This window comes from Aminobacter carboxidus, from assembly GCF_014863355.1.
GTDB lineage: Bacteria > Pseudomonadota > Alphaproteobacteria > Rhizobiales > Rhizobiaceae > Aminobacter > Aminobacter carboxidus.
Genome location: NZ_JACZEP010000012.1, coordinates 1 through 26,170 on the forward strand (window position 1 = coordinate 1; position 26,170 = coordinate 26,170).

Annotated in this window: 13 protein-coding genes; 7 read left to right on the forward strand and 6 right to left on the reverse strand. The window is 64.2% G+C overall.

Going from position 1 to position 26,170, the window contains the following annotated elements:
• Positions 1-187: 187 nt before the first annotated feature.
• The 6 genes from IHE39_RS25190 to IHE39_RS25215 all read right to left on the reverse strand — a co-directional run bounded on the left by IHE39_RS25190 (position 188) and on the right by IHE39_RS25215 (position 12,844).
• Positions 188-2,323: a dipeptide ABC transporter ATP-binding protein gene (locus IHE39_RS25190; protein ID WP_192568416.1), complete on the reverse strand. Its 2,136-nt coding sequence runs from the start codon at positions 2,321-2,323 to the stop codon at positions 188-190.
• A gap of 231 nt (positions 2,324-2,554) precedes the next feature.
• On the reverse strand, positions 2,555-3,712 hold the full coding sequence (locus IHE39_RS25195) for an ABC transporter permease (RefSeq protein ID WP_184767078.1): 1,158 nt from the start codon (positions 3,710-3,712) through the stop codon (positions 2,555-2,557).
• A gap of 12 nt (positions 3,713-3,724) precedes the next feature.
• Positions 3,725-4,762, reverse strand: coding sequence for an ABC transporter permease (locus IHE39_RS25200; protein ID WP_184767077.1), 1,038 nt, complete (start codon positions 4,760-4,762; stop codon positions 3,725-3,727).
• A gap of 115 nt (positions 4,763-4,877) precedes the next feature.
• Positions 4,878-6,533, reverse strand: coding sequence for an ABC transporter substrate-binding protein (locus IHE39_RS25205; RefSeq protein ID WP_192568417.1), 1,656 nt, complete (start codon positions 6,531-6,533; stop codon positions 4,878-4,880).
• A 273-nt stretch (positions 6,534-6,806) separates the two neighbouring features.
• Positions 6,807-10,970, reverse strand: coding sequence for a translocation/assembly module TamB domain-containing protein (locus IHE39_RS25210; RefSeq protein ID WP_343070130.1), 4,164 nt, complete (start codon positions 10,968-10,970; stop codon positions 6,807-6,809).
• Positions 10,971-10,981: 11 nt separating this feature from the next.
• On the reverse strand, positions 10,982-12,844 hold the full coding sequence (locus IHE39_RS25215) for an autotransporter assembly complex protein TamA (protein ID WP_246485634.1): 1,863 nt from the start codon (positions 12,842-12,844) through the stop codon (positions 10,982-10,984).
• Between the two features lie 358 nt (positions 12,845-13,202).
• Here IHE39_RS25215 and IHE39_RS25220 point away from each other — a divergent pair, with 358 nt between their 5' ends.
• The 7 genes from IHE39_RS25220 to IHE39_RS25250 all read left to right on the forward strand — a co-directional run bounded on the left by IHE39_RS25220 (position 13,203) and on the right by IHE39_RS25250 (position 26,112).
• On the forward strand, positions 13,203-18,686 hold the full coding sequence (locus IHE39_RS25220; protein WP_434781340.1) for an alpha-2-macroglobulin family protein: 5,484 nt from the start codon (positions 13,203-13,205) through the stop codon (positions 18,684-18,686).
• Between the two features lie 165 nt (positions 18,687-18,851).
• On the forward strand, positions 18,852-20,948 hold the full coding sequence (gene pbpC / locus IHE39_RS25225; protein WP_192568421.1) for a penicillin-binding protein 1C: 2,097 nt from the start codon (positions 18,852-18,854) through the stop codon (positions 20,946-20,948).
• Between the two features lie 141 nt (positions 20,949-21,089).
• Positions 21,090-21,494: a DUF7674 family protein gene (locus IHE39_RS25230; protein WP_192568422.1), complete on the forward strand. Its 405-nt coding sequence runs from the start codon at positions 21,090-21,092 to the stop codon at positions 21,492-21,494.
• A 775-nt stretch (positions 21,495-22,269) separates the two neighbouring features.
• The gene (locus tag IHE39_RS25235) at positions 22,270-23,298 is read left to right on the forward strand and encodes a sulfate ABC transporter substrate-binding protein (RefSeq protein ID WP_192568423.1); all 1,029 of its coding nucleotides are present in this window, start codon (positions 22,270-22,272) and stop codon (positions 23,296-23,298) included.
• 22 nt (positions 23,299-23,320) lie between these two features.
• Entirely contained in the window at positions 23,321-24,172 is an 852-nt protein-coding gene (gene cysT, locus IHE39_RS25240) for a sulfate ABC transporter permease subunit CysT (protein WP_192568424.1), read from the forward strand.
• On the forward strand, positions 24,165-25,049 hold the full coding sequence (gene cysW, locus IHE39_RS25245) for a sulfate ABC transporter permease subunit CysW (protein ID WP_184767068.1): 885 nt from the start codon (positions 24,165-24,167) through the stop codon (positions 25,047-25,049). Before cysT ends, cysW begins: the two co-directional genes overlap by 8 nt.
• 13 nt (positions 25,050-25,062) lie before the next feature.
• On the forward strand, positions 25,063-26,112 hold the full coding sequence (locus IHE39_RS25250; RefSeq protein ID WP_184767067.1) for a sulfate/molybdate ABC transporter ATP-binding protein: 1,050 nt from the start codon (positions 25,063-25,065) through the stop codon (positions 26,110-26,112).
• Positions 26,113-26,170: the final 58 nt, after the last annotated feature.

The window sequence follows — 26,170 nt, forward strand, 5'->3', positions numbered from 1 at the left end:
GCCTCTGGCCTGCCAGAGGCGGTGCCAAGGAGCGCGACTGGGCAAATGCTGCGAGAATTCCCGCGCGGCGATTGTTGTTCAGAAAAACGCAAAGGCGTGGAGAACCTCTCCACGCCTCACCGTTCAAACTTCCATCGTCAGTAGCCCTGAAGCGTCAGCCCAAAGCCTTCTAACGTCACCCCGCCCCTCACACCTCCGGAGTGATGTCGTGCGCGCCAGGTACGGCACCCTTGCCCATGCTGATGACCGGCTCCATGGCGTCGAAGACGCTGGGCGGCAGGTGGCACTTGATCTGGTGGCCGTTGCCCATCTCGCGCACCGGCGGCACCTGTGTTTCGCAGAGATTGCCCGATACCTGGCTCTTGTAGCGGCAGCGCGTCTGGAACGGACAGCCCGACGGCGGGTTCATCGCCGAGGGAATGTCGCCTTCGAGCACGATGTGTTTTTTCACGACGCTCGTGTCGGCGATCGGGATCGCCGACAGCAGTGCTTCCGTATACGGGTGATAGGGCGGAGAAAAAATCTGGTCGGTGGAGCCCTGCTCGACGATGTGGCCGAGATACATGACCACCACGCGGTCGGCGATGTAGCGCACCACAGACAGATCGTGGCTGATGAACAGCATCGTCGTCTTCGACTTGCGCTGGATGTCCATCAAAAGCTCGGTGACAGCCGCCTGAACGGAGACGTCGAGTGCTGACACCGGCTCGTCCGCCACCACAACCTTGGCCTCGCCGGCAAAGGCACGGGCAACGCCGATGCGCTGCTTTTGCCCGCCCGAGAGCTGGCGCGGCATGCGGTCGGCGAAAGCGCGTGGCAGCTTGACGAGATCGAGCAGTTCCAGCATGCGCTGCTTGCGGTCGTCGACAGTCTTGCCGATCTTGAACCTTTCCAGCGTGCGGATGATCTGCGAGCCGACCGAATGGCTGGGATTGAGCGTGTCGAACGGGTTCTGGAACACCATCTGGATCGCCGACACGGTCGCGACGTCACGGTCTTCGATGCCGGTCGACTGGATTTCTTTGTTGCCGAGCAGCACCTTGCCTGAGCTTGCCGTTTCGAGGCCGAGCAGCACCTTGGCCAATGTCGACTTGCCGCAACCGCTTTCGCCGACGATGGCGACGGTCTCGGACTCGCGTGCCTCGAAGCTGATCGTCTCGTTGGCCTTGACGACCCGGCCCTCGCTCGAGCCGAAGACCTCGTTGCCGCCGACGCGATAATATTTCCTGAGGTCCTCGATCCGGAGCACCGGCGCGCCCGGCTTGACCGGCTCGTGCTTCTTTTCGGCACCCGGCGGCATCGCCGCCCAGTCGATCTCGTTGAACCGCACGCAGCGGCTGAAATGGCCGTCATGCCCAGTGACCGGGATCATCGGGATCTCGTCGGCGTTGCACAGGCCCTCGACGAAGTGGTGGCAGCGCGGACCGAAATTGCAGCCCTTGGGACGCTGGTGCGGCAGCGGCAGCTGGCCGGGAATGGCGACCAGCGGGCGCGAGTTCTTGTCAGCGCCCGGCAGCGGGATCGATCGGAACAGCCCCTGTGTGTAGGGGTGGCGCATGCGGTCAAAGACGTCCTTGATCGAGCCGGTCTCCACCGCCTCGCCCGAATACATCACCGTGATGCGATCGCAGGTCTCGAGGATCAGGCCGAGATTGTGCGACACGAAGATCATCGATGTGCCGAACTGCTTACCGAGCCCTTTGACCAGTTGGACGATGCCGGCCTCGACGGTGACGTCGAGCGCGGTCGTCGGCTCGTCGAGCAGAAGCAGCGCAGGTTTTGACAACAGCGCCATGGCGATGACGATGCGCTGCTGCTGGCCACCGGAGAGCTGGTGCGGGAACGAGCGCATCATGCGCTCGGGGTCGGGCAGCTTGACGGCGCGCACCGTTTCAAGCGCGCGATTGTAGGCCTCCTCCTTCGACACCTTGTCGTGGATCATCGGCACTTCCATTAGCTGCTGGCCGACTTTCATTGCAGGGTTCAAGCTGGCCATCGGCTCCTGGTAGATCATCGCGATCTTGTTGCCGCGGATAGAGCGCAGCTCCTCGTCGGACATGTCGCCCATGTCCTTGCCCTGGAACCTGATGCGGCCACCGACGATCTTTCCGATGTTGGAGAGGTCGCGCATGATGCCGAGCGACACCGTCGACTTGCCGCAACCGCTCTCACCGACGATGCCCATCGCCTCGCCGGGCATGACGGTGCAGGAAAAATCCATGACGGCAGGGATTTCGCCGCGGCGTGTAAAAAAGGAGATGGAGAGGTTTTCGATCTCGAGGATCGGTTCTTGGGCGGTGGCGTTTCTCACGGCTTCGTTCATCGACGTCTCTCCTGGTGGAGGTGCCTTGTCACAGGATGGTCGACCCCCACTGCGCCTCGCTGCGCGAGGCACCTCTCCCCCGTTCGACGGGGAAGAGGAAAGGGATCTCGTCCTGCACGGTTTGAATTGGTGTCGGAGGCAAGGCGTTGCGGCCGCCCCTTCCTCTCCCTCGTCGAGCGGGGGAGAGGTGGCCCAAAGGGCCGGAGTGGGGGGCGACCGAACATCAAGCGCTCAGTCCTTCATCGATTGTTCGCGCAACGCATCGGCAAGGAGGTTAAGGCCGAGCACGAAGGACATCAGCGCAAAAGTCGGCGGCAGTGCCGGGTGGATGAACGAGCGCAGCAGGCGGCTGGCGTCCTTGATTGCGGTACCCCAGTCGGGGCTTTCGGGCGCGAGGCCGAGGCCGAAATAACCGAGCGTGCCGAGCAGGATGGTGGTGTAGCCGATGCGCAGGCAGGCATCGACGATAAGCGGTCCACGCGCGTTGGGCAGGATCTCCCACAGCATGATGTACCAGGGCGTCTCACCGCGGGTCTGGGCGGCGGCGACGTAGTCGCGCGTCTTGATGTCCATGGTCAGGCCACGCACGATGCGGAACACGCCAGGGCTGGATGCGAAGACCACGGCAACGAAGATGTTGAGCTGGTTGGGCTCGATCGAGACGATACCGAACGGATCGGCGTTGAAGACGAGGCCGGCATAGATCCAGCCGCCGAACACCAGCGTGATGCCGAGCAGCAGATAGAGACGGTCGGGCCGGTCCTTGAAGCGGGTGTAAAACAGCACCGAGAAGAAGATAATTGGGAACAGGAAGAACAACCCGGCCAGCGCATAGGGGATGGGCGTGTCCATGATCCCAGGCGTGACCAGCAGGTAAAACAGCAGGATGACAGGGAAGGCCAAGACGAGATTGGCCAGGAATGACAGCACGGAGTCGACGCGGCCGCCATAATAGCCGGCGGGCAGGCCGAGCGTGATGCCGACCATCAGCGCGAACATCGTGGCGGCCGGTGCGATGATCAGCACGATCTGGCTGCCATAGACCATGCGCGAGAAGACGTCGCGCGCCAGCTTGTCGCCGCCGAAGAGGTAGGTTAGCCCGGATGCCGGCTCGACAGCGCCGGGCAGCGCATCCTTCATCACAGCAATCTGGCTGAGCGGGTCGAATGGCGCGACCTTGGCTGCGAAGATCGCCGTGAACAGCCAGAAGAAGCAGATCGCCACGCCTGATATGCCGACACCGGAATCGAAGAGCTGGCCGTAGAGACCGAGATGCTTGCGGAAGTTGAAGCTCGCGACCAGGACAATGGCCATAGCCAGCCACACCGGCCAGAACCGGGCAAGCACGCCGAGGAAGACCTGGAAACCGCCGATATATTCGATCTGCATGCGGCCGTCTCCCTATTGAACGCGGATGCGAGGATTGAGATAGGCGTAGCCGACATCGGAGATCAGCTGGGTGACCAGAACGACGAAGACCGAGACCAGCGAGCAGCCGAGCAGAAGGTCGATGTCGTTATTCCCGGCCGCTTCGACCAGTGTGAAGCCGAAACCCTGGTAGCGGAACATAGTCTCGACGATGACGACGCCGGTGAGCAGCCAGGGGAACTGCAGCATGATGACGGTGAACGGCGCGATCAGCGCGTTGCGCAGCGCATGCTTGACCACCACGTTGCCGAAGGAAAGCCCCTTGAGCCGAGCGGTGCGGATATATTGCTGGGTCATCACCTCGACCATCGAGGCGCGGGTCATGCGGGCGATGTAGCCGATGCCATAGATCGCCATAGTCATCACAGGCAGGGTGAAATTGTAGAAGGTGATGCCCTGCGAGGTGGCGCTCGCCGCCGAGCCGTTGAACCAGCCCAGCCATGAGGCGAAAATGACGGTGAAGATGACGCCGGAGACATATTCGGGCGTCGCCGTGGTGGCGATCGAGGCCACCGACAGCGTGCGGTCGGTGCGCGATCCCTCGCGCATGCCGGCGAAGATGCCGATCAACAACGCGATCGGCACCATCGTCACCATCACCCAAAACATCAGGATGCCGGTGGCGCCGAGTGCCGGAAACAGCTTTGACGCAACCGTGGTCTTGAATTTGGTCGAGCAGCCGAAATCGCCCTGCAGCACGCCGGAGAATTGCGGCACTGCAGGCTCGTTGCAGAAGGAGAAGCGCGGCACGGCCTGGCCGGTAGCCGGGTCGACATTGGGCTGCTTCGGCATCACGCCGAGCCACTGGCCGTAGCGGACGAAGAAATTCTGCCGATAGCCGTTGCGCTGCAGCCAGCTTTCCAGTTGCTCGGTGGTCGAGCGCATCTCTGTCTGGCTGATCGCCAGCTTCTTCAGATTCGGATCGAGGTTGATCAGGAAAAAGACGACGAGCGTCAGGCAGAGCATCGTCAGCCCGATGACCCCGAGGCGCTTGAGGATGAATGAAAGCACTGTCGCCCCCTGCCTGTTGGGTTGGGCTTCGTATCAGGTGGCCCCGGAATGACCGGGACTGCCTGGCGAACAGTGGGAGGGACGGTGAACGTCCCTCCCCTCAACAGTGGACGGCTTACGCCTGCTTGTCGAGCCAGACCTTGTAGAAGTCGTGCTCATTGGTCGGATGCATGCCGTGGTTCATCACATACTTGGCGGAGTGGTTGAACAGCGACCGCCAGTAGGACTGGATCAGGATGCCGGAGTCCTGAAGGATCTGCTCGAGATCCTTCATCAGCAACTTGCGCTTCTCGACATCGGGCTGCGCCGTAGCTTCGGTCAGCTTCTTGTCGAAGTCCGGATTGGAGAACGCGCTTTCGTTCCAGGCTTCGCCTGATTTGTAGCCGAGCACCAGAATCTGCACGCCCAGCGGGCGCATGTTCCAGGTGGTCATCGAGAACGGATACTTGGTCCAGTCGTTCCAGAAGGTCGAGCCCGGAAGCACGGTACGCTTGACCTTGATGCCGGCCTCGCGGATCTGTGCGGCAATGGCGTCGCCGGTGTTCTTGTGCCAATCCTCGTCGGTGGTAATCAGGTCATGCTCGAAGTCGGCGTGGCCCGATTCCTCCATCAGCTTCTTGGCGCCGGCGGCATCGCGCGCTTTCTTCGGCAGCTCGACATATTCCGGATGGATTGGCGCCACGTGGTGGTTTTCCGCCACCGAACCGCGACCGCCATAACCGAGCTGCAGCACGGTCGCGTTGTCGACCGCCATCTGCATGGCGTTGCGAACCTTCTGGTTCTCGTAGGGTTTGTTGTTGACGTTGAAGCGCGCAACGATGGTCGCGGCAGTCACGACTTCCGACTTCACCAGGCCGAGACCGTCGAGAATGTCGACATAGTCGGCCACGGTCTCGTAGTTGGTGTCGACTTCGCCGGCTTCGAAGGCGTTGACCGCAGCGGACGGATCGGGACCGTAGTCGATGAACTCGATGCCATCGAGATAGGCTTCGCCACCCCACCACTTGCCGTTTTCGCGCCGCTTGAGCACGGCCTTGGAGCCGACATCGTAGGAAACCAGCTCGAAAGGCCCGGTGCCGATCGGATGGCTGACCAGGTTGGAGCCGTTCTTCTCAAAGTCGCGGTGGACGATGATACCCGGATAGTCCGACACGCCGGGAATGAAGGTGATGTCGGGTGCGGGGAACTTGATGGCGATGGTGTAGTCGTCGACCTTGGTGATGGCGCCTTCTTTGGCCTTCTTCGTCGCCGGATCGACAAGCGCACCCATGCGGGCGGCCATCGAATTGCCTTCAGCTGCACTGTCGCACCAGCGCAGCAGGTTGAACATCACGTCGTCGGCGTTGAATTCGTCGCCGTTGTTCCAGGTCGCGCCTTTGCGAACATTCAGCTTGTATTCGGTCGCGTCGTCGTTGATTTCCCAGCTCTCGAGCAGCGCCGGCTCGAAGGTGAAGGTGCGGGTGTACTTGACCAGCGGTTCGAGGAACTGGCGCGTGACGTTGGCCATTTCCGGCCAGTCATAGCTGCGCGGATCCTTCTGATCCTTCACGAACATCGAAACGCGGATGACACCGCCCTTCTTGGGCTCCTGCGCCATGGCTTCGGTCGGCGCGACCAGCCCCAGCATGCCGTAGGCCATTGCCGTCGTGGCACCGAAAGCGCTCGCCAGGGCCAGAAACTCGCGACGGTCCATCTCGCCGGACCCAGCACTTTTCGCCAGCTCACGAATGTGGCCGGGAACAAGATCAGAATTGCTCTTGTAGAATGTCATTTCCGTCTCCCATTGAAGCTGTAACGTTACCATTTCGCATCCGATTGCCGTTGTCAAAACGGTCGGATGTCATCGTTCCCATAGGTAAGTTTGCAATTTTGGGAGGTGGGCAGTTCGCGTGATAGCGACAGAGTTGGCGCAAAAATGGTAGTGCGCAGCGGATTCGTCGGAATCTTCGCCCCAAGCTAATATGCCGGGTTCCGACAACCTACGGCAGTGCCACGACACTTCGGCTGATATGTCAGTGCAAGGGTTACTGCAGCGGCAGTCCGCTCAATATTCTTTCTCGTAGAAGATACCGCCCTTGGCCTCGCCGGCGTCGGTGGCCTGGCCGCGCAGCTTGATGCCGCGGCCGACATTCAGGTCGATCGTCGCCTTGCCCGAGCCCGGCTGGTCGCCGGCCTCGATCGACAGATAGGTTCGGTCGTTCAGATACTTGCCGACGGCAACTGAGGTGTCGCCCTGCTCGTTGGTCTTGATGTCGATATCATCGACGCCGAGCGTCGCACGCAGGCTCGACAAAAGCGACGTCGAGCCACCTATACCTGCCATCTGGGCGGCGGCGTCGGCGAGCTGGGCGATCTGGAGCGGCGACAGGTTGGACATCGAACGGCCGAAGATCAGCCGCGCCAGCACTTCGTCCTCAGGCAGCGCCGGCACCGAGGAAAAGGCGAATTTCGGATTGTTGGCTTCGCCCGTGATGCCGATGGTGACGGTAGCGTCGCCGGCGGTCGTCTCGGCGGCGAAGTTGATCGTCGGCACCAGCGAGCCGGAGAAGCCGACCGAGCCTGAGGTGAAGTTGAGCCGCTTGCCGAGAATGGACAGGCGGCCACGGCGCAGCGTGAACTCGCCGACGGCCTGCGGCGACGCGGACGATCCCGACAGACGCAGCGAGCCGCCAAGCTCGGCGTCGAGGCCGCGGCCCTGGACGAAGATCTGGTTGGGCGCATTGATGGTAACGTCGAGCATCAGCGCGCCGCTGCCGCCACTTGCTTTTGCCGGCGGGCGCATAGCCTCCTGCTGGGCGACAACCGCCTTGGGCGCGTTCTTGTGCTTGACGTCGACGGCAGTCAGTGCGCCGGGGAATTTCTCCGGGATGCTGATGACAGTGCGTGCAAGGTTGATCGTTCCCGACAGCACCGGCGCCGAAACCAGCGGCCCCTTGATGGCGATGTCGCCGCCGAGATTTGCGGTGACCACGCGGCCGTCAGTGTAGCGGCCGTCGGTCAGCTTGATGGCGATGTCGGCCGGGAAGCCCAGGGCCGCGTTGGTACCGACGGTACCGCTAGCGGTGAGCTGGCCACCCGTCGACAGCGAACCTGTCAGGCGGTTGATGCGGGCAACGCCGGCAGCGATGCCGACGTCGAGATTGATGTCGTTGATGGCAATGCCCGACTGGGCAATCAACAGCCGCGCGCCGGAGGCGCGGATGCTGCCGCCGATGACCGGCGACGTGGCGGGTCCGCGAACCTGGACGTTGACGTCAGCCGAGCCGGTCAGCGCCATGCCCTGGGCGGCAAGCGTGCGGCCGAGGAACTGGAATGGCACAGGCCCGGAGAAATTGAGGTCGAGCGCAACCGGCGCATTGGTGACGACAGTGCCACCACCTTTCAGCGCCAGACCAGCGCCGTCGCCGATGGTCGACTGGAAGGTGAGCCTGCCGCCGGCAAAGGTGCCGGTCGAGCCGATGTTCATCGCACCGAAGCCGGCACCTGTGGTCTGCGAGGTCGCAGCTCCCGCGACCTTGAGGTCGTAGCTGACGGTCGGGTTGGCGGCGGCGCCCGACACCTTGACGGTGCCGGAAATGGAGCCGGCGGCACCGAGACCTGGCGCAAAGGAGTTGGCGAGCGAAGCCGGCACATTGGCCAGCGTGGCGTTGAGATTGAGCGCCGAGCCGGCGGTGCCAGCCACTGTCGCCGTGCCACCGCCGAGGTTGAGTGTCAGCCGGTCGAGCGTCGTCGTGCCGCCAGCGATCGAAACGGTCGTCGGACGCGCAATGGCGGCCTTGATGCCGCGCATCACGGCTTCGCCCGAGGCGAGTTCGATCGTCGTGGTGCCGCCTGCCAGCTTGACGCGGCCTGCAGCCTTGGCCGGGATTTCGGCGACGGTGGCGCCACCGGAGAAACCGGTCCATTCGCCGTCGCGCTTGAGGTCGACATCAATGCCGGAAATGACCGTCTTGCCCGAGGTTACCGACCTGGCTTTGATCGTGCCCGAGATCGCCGGCGCCTTGAGATAGTTGAGGATTTCGGCGTTGATCGAGACGTCGCTGGCCGAGAGATCGCCACGCTTGAGCGAAGCAGTGCCAACCGCGACGCTCGCCTGCGGGACGTCGCCGCTGCGGGTGAAGTTGATCTTGCCGCGCAGGTCGCCTTCGGCCTTTTCGAGCGCGAGGGCTGCGAGCGGGCCGATATCGGGCATGTCGATGGTGACGGTGCCAAGCGGGGCGAAATCCTGGTCGAGGATCAGGTCGCCGGAAAGCTTGTTTTCACCGAGCGACAACGACAGGCCCTTGATCTCGCGCCTGCCGTCGGCGGTGGCGAGCACCGCGCTGCCCTGAAGCGGCTGACCGGCGACGTTGCCCGAAAGCGCGACATTGGCGGCCGGGTTGGCCGGGTCGATCTTGCCTGATGCCTTCAGGCTGAGCCCGGTGATCTCGCGCGCCGCCGCCTCGATGCGGTCGCTGGTGACGGTCAGCGAGATGTCAGGCGCAGTGCGCGCGCCCTTGGCGGTCAGCGCGAAGTCGACCGAACCCTTGGCATCCTTGGAAAGCAACGAGATGTCGGCGAATGAGCCCTTGAGGTCCGCATCGACATCGGTGCCCTTCATGCGCGCCGTGCCGCTGGCGGTCAGAGCGCCCGAGGTGAACTCGATCGCATTGGCGGCAAAGCTGCCCTCGGCGTCGCGGCTGGCGGTGGCGGAAAACTGCGTGCGCTCGGCGAGCGCGATGCGGACACCTGCAGGCAGCGCACTGGAGGCGACATCGGCCTTGACACCAAGTTCAAGCGACAAGTCGGCCAGGTTGAGCTTGGCGTTCAGCGAACCGTTGAGCGTGTCGCTGCGGATCGTGCCCTCGTCGACGACGACCTGATCCTTGCCGATGGAACCCGCCATGTCGACCGCGACGCGGCCGGCGACCAGCGGCGCGAGCGTCGCGACGTCGGTCTTGAGTCCGGCAACACCCAGCTTGATCGACAGCGGGCCGCTGCGGTTGGCAATGTCGAAGCCTTCGGAATGAGCCGATGCCGCGATGTCGCGTAGCTCGGTGTTGCCGGCGATGACCGACACCAGCGAGGCGCTGAAATCGACCGCAGGCACCTTGCCGTCGCCGAAGGCGCGCAGGCTGGCGGCATTGATGGCAACGGTGACCGGCTGGGCATCGCTGCCGAGGCTCAACACGATCGGCCCTTCATTTGCCGTGACGTCGAGCGACAGGTCAGCAGCGCCTTCCGGGTTGAGCGAACCGGCGGCGTTGGCGGTGAGCGCGCTGCTGGCGACGGTGGCGCGCTCGATGTCGAGGCCGCCCGTGGTCGTGCGCGTACCAGCGACGTCGAAAGTGGTGTTGCCGGCGAGCAGCGGCTTGAGCGCCGCGGGCAGGAAATCCTCAAACGCACCCTCGCCCTTGGCCGAAATGACGTTGCCATTGTCGGTCAGCTGATGGGTGCCGGAAATGCGGGTGACGACCTTGCCGTCGACGGCAAAAGTGCCGTTGCCGTTCCAGTTGGCGGCAGGCCCCTCGCCCGACACGACCAGTTCGACCGCCGGTTGGTTGGGAAGTTTCAAGATGTTGGCGATGATGCCGCCAGCAGGTTCGGCGGCGCGGATGTTGAGCGCGATGCGGTTGTCGGCCGGCGCGAAAGCGATGTCGGCGTCGACGACGCCCTGCTTGCCGTCGCTGCGCGAGATGTTGAGCTTGGTCTCGATGCCGAGCGGCGAACGGTCGGCGCGGACCATGCCCTTGGCGGCAAGCTCGGCGATGCCGGTGCCGGCCAGCGCTTCGCCGAGCGCGATCTCGGGCAGCTCTATCGCCTTGATGTCGATGGAAACCGGCAGTGAAAGGCCGCCGCTGCTTTCCTTCTTGGTGCCGCCCTGCGGCAGGCGAGCGACTTCGATGCGGTCGGCGGCGATCCGGTCGGCGCGGAAGGTGCGCGACAAAAGCGCCAGCGGCGACCAGTCGACAGCAACGCCACGCAGCGCAAGCCATGCACCCTGGCTGTCTTCGATCACCACATTGTCGAGCCGGAGATTGCCCGACCAGATGCCGCTCAGCCCGCTCAGCCTGATCTTCTGGTCGGGCGTCGAGGCGACGCTCGAGATCAGCCCGGCAAGGTTTTCGCGACCCTTGGCGGTCAGCGTGAAAACGGCGGTGGCGCCGATGACGAAGGCCAGCACGACGAGAACCGCGATGCGGAGGATGCGCAGGATTTTCTTCAGCATAACCATCGCGGTCAGAATGCCTGGCCGACGCCGGCGTAGAAGCCATAGCTGGGGTCGCCCGGCCCCGGATTGAGCGGCACGGCGACGTCGACGCGCAGCGGGCCGAACGGCGTGAGATAGCGGACGCCGATGCCGGCACCGACCTTGACGGTGCCGAAATCGGGGAACTGCTTGGCCGAGACGGTGCCGGCGTCGACGAACGGAACGATGCCAAACTTGTCGTTGACTGCGTAGCGAATCTCGAGCGAGGTTTCGGCATAGGACAGGCCGCCTGTCGGCTTGCCGTTTATCTCGGGGCCAATGCCCTGATAGGCATAGCCGCGTACCGAGCCGCCGCCGCCGGAGTAGAAGCGCCGGTCGGCCGGCACGTCGTCGAGGCCGGCGCCGAGGATCGAGCCCATGGCGACGCGGCCGGCGAGAACGAACCGGTTCTGGTCGCCGAGGCCGTAATAGGCCGAGCCCTCGCCCTTGAGCTTGACGAAGGCGTTGCCGTTCAACGCGTCATAGGTCGGCTCGACATAGGCGAGCGCCCTGAAGCCGCGCGTCGGGTTGAGCTTGTCGTCGCGGTTGTCGAAGGCGTATTGCAGCGGCGTCGAGACCAGCAGGTAGCGCTTGCCCTCCGGGTTGAGTGCGTCCTCAATGTCGGAGTAGTCAACGGCGAGCGAGGCCGAGACGGTCTGCTGCCGGTCCAGCTCGTAGGAAATGCCGGCATTGCCCTTGACCGAGAAGATGTCATAGGCGTCGGGGTGCTCGAACGACACCTTGGCGTTGGCAAAGAACTTCGAGGCCGGCCCGATGACGCCGGGCTTCTCGAACATGACGCTGGCATTGTAGTTGAGCTTGCCAAGCTCGGTGGTATCGCTGATGCGGCCGATCGAGCCGCCAATGCGCAGCTTTTCGGCACGTCCGAACAGGTTGCGGTGGCCCCAGTAGCCTTCGACGCCCGCGCCTTCGGTATTGGAGAAAGTGGCGCCGGCACCGAAATAGCGCATCTTGCGCTCGCTGACGCGGACATCCATCGGGATATTGCCGGTCGGATCGAGCGCCAGCGCCTCGTTGATCGAGACCGAGCTGAACACTTCGAGCGCCAGAAGGCGGTTGCGCGCCTCCTCGATCTCCTTGGGCGAGTATTTCCGGCCGGGCTCGAGCCCGGTCATGTAGACGGTGAAATCGCGGTCCACCGCCTCGGTGCCTTCGACCGTCGTTTCGCCATAACCGGCGATCGGGCCGGCGGCGACGTCGAGGGTGACGTCGAGCGTGGTGGTGGCATGGTCGGCGACGATGGTGCGGCTGGTCACCTTGGCGAGCGGCCTGCCCTCTTCCTTGAGCGCGCGTACGATGCCGGCCTCGGCCTTGAGGATGGCGTCGGAGGCGGCATTGCCACCAGCTATCAGGCCGAAATCGGCGCCCCTGATGTTGGCGGCATCGCCCTTGAGCACGACATCGCCAAGCGTGAACATCGAGCCCGGCTGGACCGTGACCGTGACAGGGACCGGCTGCGGTCCGTCGAAGACGGCGTCAGGCGCCAGATCGTCGAGATTCTTGCCGGCGATGGAAATGTTGACGACACCATCATAGTGCGCCTTGGAAAACAGCGCGGCGACGAGGCGCTCGCGGTCGTTGCGCGCCTTGGCGAGCAGGCCGAGCGAGCCTGATACCGGCCGCTCCTCCTCGCCTTTCAGCAACGAGGCGTTTTCGATCGCTTCCTTCAGGTCGTCGTCCAACGTGTCGACCTCGAAGGTGACGGCATAGTCGAGCGGGTCGACGACGTCGGCGTCGTCTTCCTTCGACGAGCCCCACAGCTTGATTCCGAAGATCTCGAAGGCGGCGGCGCGCTGGGTTTCCACGGCCAGGATGCTGGAAGACAACAGCATTGCAACCGCCGCGCGCGGAAGCGCACGGGCGATCGTTGGTCTGTCGAATCCACGCAAACGCCGCACAAACATCAAGCCAAGGTAACTCCCAATCCTAAAATTGGAATGAAGTTTCTGGCATTTCGTAAAGCAGCCACATTCGATATGTCAGAATTCATTGGGCAAATGAGCGACAGCCGGGCCAGGGATTCGGGTGTTGTCATCGGAGCGATCCGCATGGTCGGGCAATATCACGCACAGCGTCCAAGACAAGTATTAACGTGCCGGGCGGGGCCTGGGCGGCTGCAGTATTGACTGGACTGTGGCAAGCTTAACATGTCGTCTTGAGCGACGATCAGGGTGGTGGAGGGATTTGACGATGCGTGCGGTGCGGGCTTTTCCGGTATTCGTTCTTCTCGTTCTGGCCACGGCATTGGGGCTGGCCAACACATTCGGGGCGGCGGCGGTCGAAGCCCGGCGCGTCGTGACCACCGAAAACTCGGATTATTTCGGTTTCGACCTGCGTTCGGAGCAGAATGTCAGCCTCGACCAGTGCCAGACGTCGTGTATGGGCGACCAGTCCTGCCGCGCCTTCACCTACAACACCAAGGCGAAATGGTGCTTCCTCAAATCCGATTTCGCTCTGATGAAGCCGTTCACCGGTGCTATTGCCGGCAAGGTCGTGCCGGTCAGCGGTGAAACAGACATCGGCGCGCCGGCGGAACTCACGTTCTTCCCGGCCTCGATGGTCGACGAAGCTCGCCAGTTCCGCAGCGGTTTGACCACCAACACCGTGGTCGACCCGGCATTTGGTCTCGCCGCGCTGATCGACGCAGGCGAGCAGGCGCTCTTGGCCGGCGACGGGCGCACAGCGATGCAGAAATTCCGCGCCGCAACGATCATCCTGCCCGACGACGCTGCGATCTGGACGCGCCTCGCCAGCGCCACGGCGACCGTGCCGCCGATCAACGGTGAAGAAACCGCCTCCTTGCAGCGCGACACGACGTCCACCGCCTACAACGCCTATTTGCTGTCGCGCTCGGCCAGCGGCCGCGCCGAGACGCTTTCGCTTTTGGCGCGCGGTCTAGACAAGCGCGACATGTTCCGCGCCTCGCTGCAGGCCTATGAGGCGAGCTTGGCGCTCGACAATTCAGCCGCAGTCCGCGCCGAATACGAAGACCTGAAGGCGCGGAAAGGCTTCCGCGTCGTCGAGCACACCATCGACGCCGACACCACCTCGCCACGCGTCTGCGCACAGTTCTCCGAAGCGCTGGTCAAATCAGGTGTCGACTATGCGCCATTCGTTACCGTCGACGACGCCGCCCCCAAGAGCGTGGAGGCCAAGGACCAGCAGATCTGCGTCGAAGGCCTGCAGCATGGCCAGCATTACCGCGTGACCTTCCGTTCCGGCCTGCCGGCAGCGCTCGGCGAGGTGCTGGAGGCGCCCGTCGTTCTCTCGGTCTATGTCCAGGATCGCGGTCAGTCGGCCCGCTTCACCGGCGACAGCTTCGTTTTGCCCTCGACCGCCCGCCGCGGCATCCCTGTTGTCACCGTCAACATGGAAGCCGCCGACATGAAGCTCTACCGCATCGGCGACCGCTCGCTGGCGCAACTTCTGTCCGGCTATCAGTTCCTGCGCCAGCTCGATGGCTATGACCTGTCCAGCATTGCCGACCAGATGGGCGAGCCGGTCTGGGAAGGCCAGTTGGCGATCACCAACGAACTCAACAAGGAAGTAACGACCTCCTTCCCGGTCGACGAGGCGCTGCCCAACCGCAAGCCAGGCGTCTATGTGCTGACCGCCCAGCCGGTCGACGACAAGAGCGACACCTGGACGACCAAGGCGACGCAATGGTTCGTCGTCTCCGACATCGGCCTGTCGACCTACACCGGCCAGGACGGACTCAATGTGTTCGCACGTTCGCTCGCCTCGGCCAGGCCGATCGCCGACGCGGAGCTGACGCTGCTTGCCCGCAACAACGAGATCCTTGGTACCGGCAAGACCGACGCCGAGGGTCGCGCCACCTTCAATCCGGGCCTGACCCGCGGCAATGGCGGCCTGGCGCCGGCAGTGCTGATGGCCAGGCAGGGCGACGCCGACTTCGTCTTCCTCGACATGACCCGCGCCGGCTTTGACCTGTCCGACCGTGGCGTCACCGGCCGCGCTGCTCCCGGTGCACTGGACGTCTATGCCTGGACCGAGCGCGGCATCTACCGTGTCGGCGAAACCGTGCATGCGGCAGCGCTTGCACGCGACGACACCGCCAAGGGGGTCGACAACCTGCCGCTGACCTTCATCTTCACCCGTCCCGACGGCGTCGAGGACCGGCGCGTCGTCAGCCAGGGCGGCAATGCAGGCGGCCATAGCGTCGACCTGCCGCTGTCCAACGCTGCGATGCGTGGCACCTGGACGCTTGCTATCCACACCGATCCCAAGCAGCCGGCGGTGTCGAGCCAGATGTTTCTGGTCGAGGATTTCGTGCCTGACCGCATCGAGTTCACGTTGACCTCCGACCGCAACGAGATCGCGGCGGGCGAGACAGTGGAAGCCACGGTAGACGGCCGCTTCCTCTACGGCGCACCGGCCGCGGGCCTGGCGCTCGAAGGCGAGCTGACGTTGTCGACCAAGCGCCAGTGGGACAGCTTCAAGGGCTATTATTTCGGCCTCGCCGACGAACAGGAAGGCGAAGCCACCCGCATTCCGCTGACCGACATGCCCGTCGTCGGAGATGACGGCAAGGCAACCTTCCCCGTGTCGGTCGACCAGTTGCCGTCGACGACGAGGCTGGTCAACGCCGCGCTGACGGTGCGCATGCGCGAAACCGGTGGCCGCGCCGTCGAGGAAAAGCTCGACATCGGCATTCGCCCGCAGGCGACGATGATCGGCATCCGTCCCGACTTCTCAGGCGAGGAAGTGCCGCAGGGCGGCACCGCCAAGTTCAGCCTGATCGCCGCCGAACCCGGCGGCAAGCGCACAGATCTCAAGGGCTTGCAGTGGTCGCTGGTCAAGGTCGAGCGGAACTACCAGTGGTACCGCTCCGGCAATTCGTGGAACTACGAGCCGGTGACCTTCACCAAGTTGGTCGCCACGGGCCAGGTCGACCTCGCAGCAGACAGCGAAGCCACAGTATCGCTGCCCGTCGACTGGGGTCGTTACCGCCTCGAAGTCGAGACAGCAGATCCGGCCGGACCGGCAACCAGCTACGAATTCGACGCCGGCTGGTATGTCTCGGCAACCTCGACCGAGACGCCCGACGGCCTCGAAGTCGCGCTCGACAAGGAAACCTACAAATCAGGCGAAGTGGCCAAACTCCAGGTTTCGCCGCGTTTCGCCGGTGAGCTTCTGGTCACCGTCGGCGCTGAAAAGCTGCTCAAGACCATTACGGCGAGCATCCCCGAGGGCGGTGCCACCGTCGACATCCCGGTCGGCGACGACTGGGGTGCTGGCGCCTATGTGACTGCGACGCTCTATCGCCCCGGCGAAGCGCAGGAATCGCGCATGCCGGCCCGTGCCATCGGCCTGAAATGGCTTTCGGTCGATCCGGCCGACAGGAAACTCACCGTAGCACTGGCGCTGCCCGAGAAGACCGAGCCGCGCAAGGCCCTGTCGGTCCCGGTTTCGGTGACCGGGGCTGCGGCAGGCGACAAGGCCTATGTCACTGTCGCCGCCGTCGACGTCGGCATCCTCAACCTGACCAACTACAAGGTGCCGGATCCCGAGGGCTGGTATTTCGGCCAGCGCATGCTTGGGCTTGAACTGCGCGACCTCTATGGCCGCCTGATCGACGGCTCGCTGGGTGCAATGGGCAGGCTGCGCACCGGCGGCGATGGCGCGGCACTGACCTCGCAGGGCAGCCCGCCCAAGGAAAAGTTGGTCGCCTTCTTCTCCGGCATCGTCGAGCTCGACGCCGACGGCGAGACGACTGTCGATTTCGACATCCCGCAGTTCAATGGCACGGTGCGGGTGATGAGCGTCGCCTGGACCAAAAATGCTGTCGGCCACGCCACCGGCGACGTGATCGTGCGCGATCCGATCGTGCTGACGGCAGGCATGCCGCGCTTCATGGCGCCGGGTGACTTCGCCGAGATGACGCTCGACATCACCAACACCGACGCCCCGGCCGGTGACTACAGCTTTGCCGTGGCAACGACCGGCGACCTGTCCACCGGCGACGCCGCTCTGCCACAGGAGCTGACGCTGGAACCGGGCAAGCGGCAGACGATCAGGATCCCGCTGATGCCTCTCACTGCAGGCACCGCCGGGCTCACCATCAAGCTCGCCAATGCCGACGGCCTCGAAGTCGAGCAGGAACTGTCGATGCCGGTTCGGCCTGGGCAGCTGCCTGTCACCACGCGCATGGTGGTTGACCTCAAGCCGAATGCCTCGCTGCGCATCGACAAGGAACTGCTGGCCGCAAGCCTGCTCGACGACGCCCATGTCAGCGTCGGCGTGTCGCTGGCGTCCGCCTTCGACGTGCCATCGCTTTTGATGACGCTCGACCGCTACCCCTATGGCTGCGCCGAGCAGACGACAAGCCGGGCGCTGCCCTTGCTCTACGTCAGCGAGCTCAGCGCCGAGAACGGCATGGCCGAAGATCCTGCGTTGCGCGAGCGCATCCAGGGCGCGATCTACCGCGTGCTCAACTACCAGGCCTCCTCGGGCAGCTTCGGCCTGTGGGGTCCGGGTTCGGGCGACCTGTGGCTCGACGCCTATGTCACCGACTTCCTGACCAGGGCGCGCGAAAAGAGCTTCGACGTGCCGCAGCAGGCGATGATGCAGGCGCTCAACAACTTGCAGAACGCCATCGGCTACGACGTCGATGTCGAGGATCGCGGCTCGGAGATCGCCTATGCGCTCTACGTGCTGGCGCGCAACAAGAAGGCCTCGGTCGGCGACCTGCGCTACTTCGCCGACACCAAGCTGGAAGCCTTCTCCAGCGCCATGGCCGTGGCCCAGCTCGGCGCGAGCCTGGCGCTTTACGGCGACGCCCAGCGCTCGGAAAACCTGTTTGGTGCTGCCCTGCAGATCGCCAGGACGACGACCGAACACGACTGGTATCGCTCGGACTACGGCTCGCGCCTGCGCGACGGCGCTGCCATGCTGGCGCTTGCCGCCGAAAGCAAGCCATTGCCTTCGGTGGTGCCGGAACTGGTCAAGATGGTGGCGGCGGATCGCGCCAAGGCACGCTGGACCAGCACCCAGGACGACGCCTGGATGCTGCTTGCGGCGCGCGCGCTGAAAGCCGGCAACGAAGCGATCGCCCTCGACGTCAACGGCACGGCTCACACCGGCGCTTTTTCCGAACGCGTCGACGGGGCTGAACTTTTGACCAACCCGATCGTCATCGCCAACACCGGCAAGGACGACCTGCAGGCTGTGGTGACGACGGTAGCCGCCCCGGTGCAGCCGCTGCCCGCCGGCGGCGACGGCTTCACCATCGAGCGCACCTACTACCGGCTCGACGGCAGCGAGGCCAACGTCACCGAGGTCAAGCAGAATGAACGCTTCGTCGTCGTGCTCAAGATCAGCGAGCTCAACGACTGGCCTTCGCGCGTGGTGGTGGCCGACATGCTGCCGGCCGGCTTCGAGATCGACAATCCGGGGTTGGTCAACAGCGCCAATCTGTCGAACTTCTCCTGGCTGGAACAGACGGAAGCCGCCCATCTCGAGTTTCGCAACGACCGCTTCATCGCCGCCATGAACAGCGGCGAAGGTGCCGACCAGGAATTCACGCTCGCCTATGTCGTGCGCGCAGTGACGCCCGGCACCTACGCGCATCCGGCGGCAAACGTCGAGGACATGTACCGTCCGCAATATTCTGCCCGCACGGCGACCGGTATGATGGAGGTGAAGGCGGAATAAGATGTCTGCTTTCAGTCCAGCATCGACTTCGGCGGTACGGTTCGCGCTGCCCCTCATCCGCCTGCCGGCACCTTCTCCCCGTGAACGGGGAGAAGGAACAAGCGGCAACGCTGACGCCCCCCTCGCCCCCTTTACGGGGAGAGGGTAAGGGTGAGGGGCAGAGCAATGCTCTCGGCAAAAACCACGCGCAGGATCATCCTCTGGGCAACAGGCGCTGCCAGCCTGACCGCCCTCGCCGTCGGTGGCATGTTCGCGCTCGACCGCGCCTTTCCGCCTCCACTGCCTGAAAAACTGACCGTCTCCACCGAGGTGCTCGACCGCGACGGGCAGCTGCTGCGCGCCTATGCGACACCTTCGGGCCATTGGCGGCTCAGCGTCGGGCTCGACCAGGTCGACCCGCAGTTGGTGAAGATGCTGGTCGCTTATGAAGACAAGCGCTTCTGGGACCATGACGGCGTCGATATGCTGGCGCTGGGGCGTGCCGCCCAGCAATTCGTCACCAACGGCCGGATCGTCTCGGGCGGCTCGACGCTGTCGATGCAGCTGGCGCGCCTGATCGAACCGCGCACCGAGCGCAGCTTCACGTCCAAGCTTCGGCAACTGGCCCGCGCCGTCCAGATCGAGCGGCGGCTGTCAAAGCAAGACATCCTCGAGCGCTACTTGACGCTTGCCCCTTACGGCGGCAACCTCGAAGGCGCGCGCGCCGCCTCGCTCGCCTATTTCGGCAAGGAGCCGAAGCGGCTGACGGTTTCGGAAGCGGCCCTTCTGGTCGCGCTGCCGCAGCTGCCCGAGCGGCGCCGGCCCGACCGCAATCCCGCCAACGCGCAGGCCGCGCGCGATCGCGTGCTTGGCCGCATGGTGACGGCGGGCCTGCTGAACGAAACAGAGGCCGCACGGGCGGCACTCGACGACGTCGCCTCAATCCGCCTTGCGCTGCCAACACTTGCGCCGCATGCCTCCGACACCGCGCTGCGCAGCCAGCCCGGGCTCGTCAGCCACCAGCTGACCTTGCGCAAGAGCGTGCAGAAAGGGCTGGAAGCGGTGGCGCGCGAAGCCGCCACCCGGCTTGGCCCCAGGATTTCGGTCGCCATGGTTCTGGCCGATGCGATGACGGGCGAAATCCTCGGCGAAGTCGGCTCGGCCAGTTACCTCGACGCGTCCCGGTCGGGCTGGATCGACATGACAAGAACCGTGCGCTCGCCCGGCTCGACCTTGAAACCGTTCATCTACGGCCTCGCCTTCGAGCAGGGGCTGGTGGCGCAGGAAACGATGATCGAGGACCGCCCGGCCGATTTCGGCGGCTACCGGCCCAAGAATTTCGACATGAGCTACCAGGGCGACGTGTCGGTGCGCCAGGCGCTGCAGCTGTCGCTCAACGTGCCGGCAATCCGCCTGCTCGACGCGGTCGGGCCGCAGCGGCTTACCGCGCGCTTCCGCCAGGGCGGCGTTGTCCCGCAACTGCCTGCGAATGAAGTGCCCGGCCTTGCCATCGGCCTGGGCGGCGTCGGCGTGACCCTGCGCGACCTCGTCCAGCTCTACACCGGACTTGCCAATGGCGGCCGCGCCAAGGCCCTCCGCGATGGAGCGGAGCCAGCCACGCCTGCCCCGCTCGCCAATGGCACGATCCTGGAGGAACAGGCCACCTGGCAGATCGCCGATATCCTGTCGGGCGTGAAGCCGCCCGAGGGCGCGGCCAAGCGCGCCATCGCCTACAAGACCGGCACCTCCTACGGCTACCGCGACGCCTGGTCGATCGGCTATGATGGCCGCTACGTGCTCGGCGTCTGGGCCGGGCGGCCGGATGCCGGCGCGGTGCCCGGCCTGTCGGGTTATGTCTCGGCAGCACCCATCCTGTTCGAGGCCTTTGCCCGCTCCGGACTGCCGTCGATGCCGCTGCCGCGCCCGCCCGCCGGATCGCTGCGCACCGCCCGTGCCGACCTGCCGGTGACGCTGGAGCGCTTTTCGACCGCAAGCGAACTGCCGACGGTGGCGGCTGCCATCACCGAACCGGCGCCGCAGATCGTCTTCCCGCCCGACGGCGCCCGCGTCGAACTGGGCGCATCGTCGGCCGCCGCCTCGCCGCTGGTGCTCAAGCTGCAAGGCGGCCGCGCGCCGTTCCGCTGGCTCGCCAACGGCAAACCACTGAACGCCCTCGCCCGCCGCCGGGAGGCGACCTGGCAGCCCGACGGCACCGGCTTTTCGACGCTGACTGTGATCGACGCGGCGGGACGCGCGGCGAGCGTCAGGGTGTTCGTGGAGTAGGAAGTCCCGCTTTCACACGGGCGCATGTCCCTTGATACCCGACATTTCCGTCTCCCAGCTTGTCCGTCTCCCAGCTTGCAACGAGCTGTAGCCTGCTGACACTGCCCTTATGACGAATCGCGCAGCGACCAAGGCCACTGGATGATCACCCACGCGGATATGTTTGCCCCGATCCTCGAAGCCGATCCAACCTTTGAAGGCACCTGGCGCGCGTTCTCCGACAAATGGCGCGACCAGCTGGAACCGCCGCTTTATCTGGCGCTGAACGCACTGGCCCGGCACCTCATCGCGCAACTGGCAGCGGGCAACACGGCCAGTTTCGACACCGTCTTCGAGGTGGTGGAGCGTTGGCATGTCGAAGGCGACGACTATGTTCGCGAGGCGGCGACAGTCGGACTGCTCGAGGACCTGCAGGACATGAAACTGCACGCGTCCACCAATCCCACGGCTTTCCGCCCGTGGCTGCGCCAGGAAAGCCTGCTCTGGTGGCAAGGCGTCGAGGACTTCTGGGCCGGCCGGACAGCGCTCATCACCAAACGTGCTTGATGCTGGAGCATTGCGCGGCGCCGCAATTCTGCGCCGTCGCGTCCCCGCGAGAAGACGTGGCAGCCCCGACAGTACCGGCTTCTCGACGCTGACCGTGATTGACACAGCAGGTCGCGCTGCGAATGTCAGGATGCTTGTGCAGTAAGCGTCTTCGGCTGTGTTTGCTCGCATCAATGCTGGCCGACGCCGGTATCTGCCTTCACTTCAGTCTGGACCGGTTCTGACTTTGCCAGCGCAACGGCATAGATTCCCGACACTCTCCGCTTGTTTCACTCGCTCACGAGGTCGGGAATGACGAATTGTGGAGAGCGCTTCCGCAAATCTCCAACTTCGGTGATTGGTGGAGGCGACGAATTGGACGGAACGCTTCCGTAAATCTCCAACTTCGGCGATTGGCGGGAACACCAAAGACGTTCGTCATTCCCGACCTCGTGAGCGAGTGAAACGAGCGGAGAGTGTCGGGAACCCATGCCGTGACATCAACGAAGGGCGGCACGGAGCACAAACCACGCTTCTGCAAGGGAAGCCGGTACCAGTCACCGCAGGCCAGAGCAACCGCCCCCTTGCCGCGCCCTGCATCTCCCCTAGCTGTCATCGTTCGCGGCGAACGTTTCAATCGCGCCGGCTACGCAGGTATTTTTGAGCGAGCAAAAAAAATTCCGGCGGCCTGGCACTTCGCACGAAATTTGCCCATGCGGGGCAAAATACGGAACATTCGGCGCATCTAATTTCTACCAGTTCGATAGAGTAGAACCATATTCGAACGGAGGCGGAAATGACCACTTCACGCAGAACCATTCTGCTCTCGGCGCTGCTGGCCAGCGCGGTTCAACTCGGTGGCCTGGGCTTCGCCCATGCCGACACCACGCTCCTCAACGTCTCCTATGACCCAACGCGCGAGCTCTACAAGGACTACAACGAGGCCTTCGCCAAGCACTGGCAGGCCGAGAGCGGCGAGACGGTGACGATCCAGCAGTCGCATGGTGGATCCGGCAAGCAGGCCCGCGCAGTGATCGACGGTCTCGACGCCGACGTGGTCACACTGGCGCTCGAAAGCGATATCAACGCGATCGTCGAGAAGTCGCAGAAGATCAATCCCGACTGGCGCTCGAAGCTGCCCAACAACGCCTCGCCCTACACCTCGACGATCATCTTTTTGGTGCGCAAGGGCAATCCCAAGGGCATCAATGACTGGGGCGACCTGATCAAGGACGGCGTCCAGGTGATCACGCCTAACCCGAAGACATCGGGCGGCGCGCGCTGGAACTACCTCGCCGCCTGGGCCTGGGCAAACGGCCAGTTCGGCCGCGACGAGACCAAGATCAAGGAATTCGTCGGCAACCTCTACGCCCATGTGCCGATCCTCGACACCGGCGCGCGCGGCTCGACGGTGACTTTTGCCGAGCGTGAACAGGGCGACGTCCTGCTCGCCTGGGAAAACGAGGCCTATCTCGCGCTCGACGAGTTCGGCGCCGACAAGTTCGACATCGTCTTCCCGCCGCAATCGATCCTGGCCGAGCCGCCGGTCGCGGTCGTCGACGCCAATGTCGATGCCAAGGGCACCCGCAAGGTCGCCGAAGCCTATCTCAACTACCTCTATTCGGCGGAGGGCCAGACCATCGCCGCCAAGCACCACTACCGTCCTTCCAAGCCCGAGCTGGTTCCGGCCGCCGACCTGCAGAAGCAGCGCGAACTGAAACTTGTTTCTATCGACGATCCGATTTTCGGCGGATGGAAGAAAGCACAACCCTATCACTTCGGAGATGGTGGTATATTCGACCAGATCTACAAGCCGGCCCAGTAAGCCAAGGTAAGACCAGGACGATATGACCACAGCACCCGCCAAGGCGGGGTGGCGGTTCAGACAGCCGAGCGTCATTCCGGGTTTCGGATTGACGCTCGGCTTCTCGCTTGCCTACCTCACGCTCATCATCCTCATCCCGCTTTCGGGGCTCGTCTGGCGTTCGGCGTCGCTGGGATGGAGCGATTTCTTCGCCATCGCCACCGACCGCCGCACGGTCAAGGCGCTGGAAATCAGCTTCGGCACGGCCTTTATCGCCGCCGCCATCAACGTCGTGTTCGGCACCATCGTTGCCTGGGTTCTGGTGCGCTACCGCTTCCCCGGCCGCCGCGTCATCGACGCGATGGTCGACCTGCCTTTCGCGCTGCCAACGGCAGTGGCAGGTATCGCGCTGACCACGCTCTATTCGCCGAAAGGCTGGATGGGTGCGCTTTTGGCGCCGCTCGGCATCAAGGTCGCCTACACCCCGCTCGGCATCGTCATCGCGCTCGTCTTCATCGGCCTGCCCTTCGTCGTGCGCACGGTGCAGCCGATCATCGAGGAGATCGACAAGGAGGTCGAAGAGGCCGCGGCCACGCTTGGTGCCAACCGCTTCCAGACCATCTTCCTCGTGCTGTTTCCGGGCCTGGCGCCGGCCGTTGTGACAGGCTTCGCGCTCGCCTTCGCGCGCGGCGTCGGCGAATACGGCTCGGTCATCTTCATTGCCGGCAACCTACCTTATGTGTCGGAAATCGCGCCGCTTTTGATCGTCATCCGGCTCGAGGAATACGACTACGCCGCGGCAACCGCGATCGCCACGATCATGCTGGCGCTGTCGTTCCTGATGCTGCTCGTCATCAACCTCATCCAGTCGCGGACCCGCAAACGTTATGGCTGATCCCGAGCTTTACCCCGCCGACATCCATCACGAGCACGCCTCGCTTGCGGTGACCGAGCGGCCGCTGGCGCGCGCCGCACTGATGGCTCTCGCCTTTGGCTTCCTCGCCATCTTCCTGCTGCTGCCGCTGGTGGTGGTGTTCGAACAGGCGTTTTCGCGCGGCATCGGCGCCTTCTTCGAAGCCATCAACGAACACGACACGCTGGCGGCGATCAGGCTGACGCTTTTGGTAGCGGTCATCTCGGTGCCGCTCAATCTGGTGTTCGGCGTCGCCGCCGCCTGGGCCATCGCCAAGTTCGAGTTCAAGGGCAAGGCCTTCCTGATCACGCTGATCGACCTGCCGTTTTCGGTGTCGCCTGTCATATCGGGCCTGGTCTATGTGCTGCTGTTTGGAACTGCGAGCCTGCTCGGCCCCTGGCTCAAGCTGCACGGCATCGTCATCCTGTTTGCGGTGCCCGGCATCGTGCTGGCGACTGTCTTCGTCACCTTCCCCTTCGTCGCGCGCGAACTGATCCCGCTGATGCAGGAACAGGGCACGGGCGATGAGGAAGCGGCGTTGTCGCTCGGCGCCAATGGCTGGCAGACCTTCTGGCATGTGACGCTGCCCAACATCAAATGGGGCCTGCTTTATGGCGTGCTGTTGTGCAACGCCCGCGCCATGGGTGAGTTCGGCGCGGTGTCGGTGGTCTCGGGCCACATCAGGGGCCTGACCAACACCATGCCGCTGCATGTCGAGATTCTCTACAACGAATACAATGCCGTCGGCGCCTTTGCCGTGGCGTCCGTGCTCGCCGGCTTAGCCCTGGTGACGCTTGTGCTGAAAACCCTTCTCGAGCTCCGCTATGGCGCCGAGATCGCCGCCACGCGCGGACACTGACAGAGGTCGACTGATGGAAGTTCGCGTTTCCAATGTGCGCAAGGAATTCGACCGGTTTCCGGCGCTGCGCGACGTCTCGCTCGACATCAGGTCGGGCGAGCTGATCGCGCTGCTCGGCCCCTCGGGCTCGGGCAAGACCACGCTGTTGCGGCTAATCGCCGGGCTCGAACGGCCGACCCGCGGCACCATCTTCTTCGGCGACGAGGATGCGTCAAACCGCACGATCCAGGAACGCAATGTCGGCTTCGTGTTCCAGCATTACGCTCTGTTCCGCCACATGACTGTCGCCGACAATATCGGCTTCGGCCTCAAGGTGCGGCCATCGGCCAAGCGGCCGACCAAGGCCGAAATCCGCCGCCGCGCCTCCGAACTGCTCGACCTCGTCCAGCTTTCCGGGTTGGAAAAGCGCTATCCGGCCCAACTTTCGGGCGGCCAGCGCCAACGCGTCGCGCTAGCGCGCGCCATGGCGATCGAACCCAAGGTGCTGCTGCTCGACGAGCCGTTCGGCGCGCTCGACGCCCAGGTGCGGCGCGAACTCAGGCGCTGGCTGCGCGAGATCCACGACGCCACGGGCCACACCACGATCTTCGTTACCCACGACCAGGAAGAAGCGCTCGAGCTCGCGGACCGTGTGGTGGTGATGAGCCAGGGCCGCATCGAGCAGATCGGCACCGCCGACGAGGTCTACGACACGCCCAACTCGCCCTTCGTCTATGGTTTCATCGGCGAGTCGAGCTCGCTACCGGTCAAGGTCGAGGACGGCCAGGTCTGGATATCCGACCGGCCGATTGGGCTTACCGCGCCCGAACTCCCCGATGGCGAGGCAACGCTGTACTTCCGCCCGCACGACATCGAGTTGCTCGACGAGTGCAACGGCTGCATTGCCGGCACGGTGGCGGCAAGCCGGCGCGTGGCTGGCACCCGCCGGGTCGAACTGGAAATCGGCGGTGGCCGCGAGCGGATCGAGATCGAGCTCCCCGTCGGCCACCCCGCCGCCCAGAAAAGCCGGGTGGCGTTCAGGCCGAAGCGCTGGAAGGTGTTTCCGAAACCCGTCGAGGGCTGAGCACTCGGGGCTGCGACTTGCACGTTTCGGCCCGCCCGTTGGAAAGAAATTCGAGGTG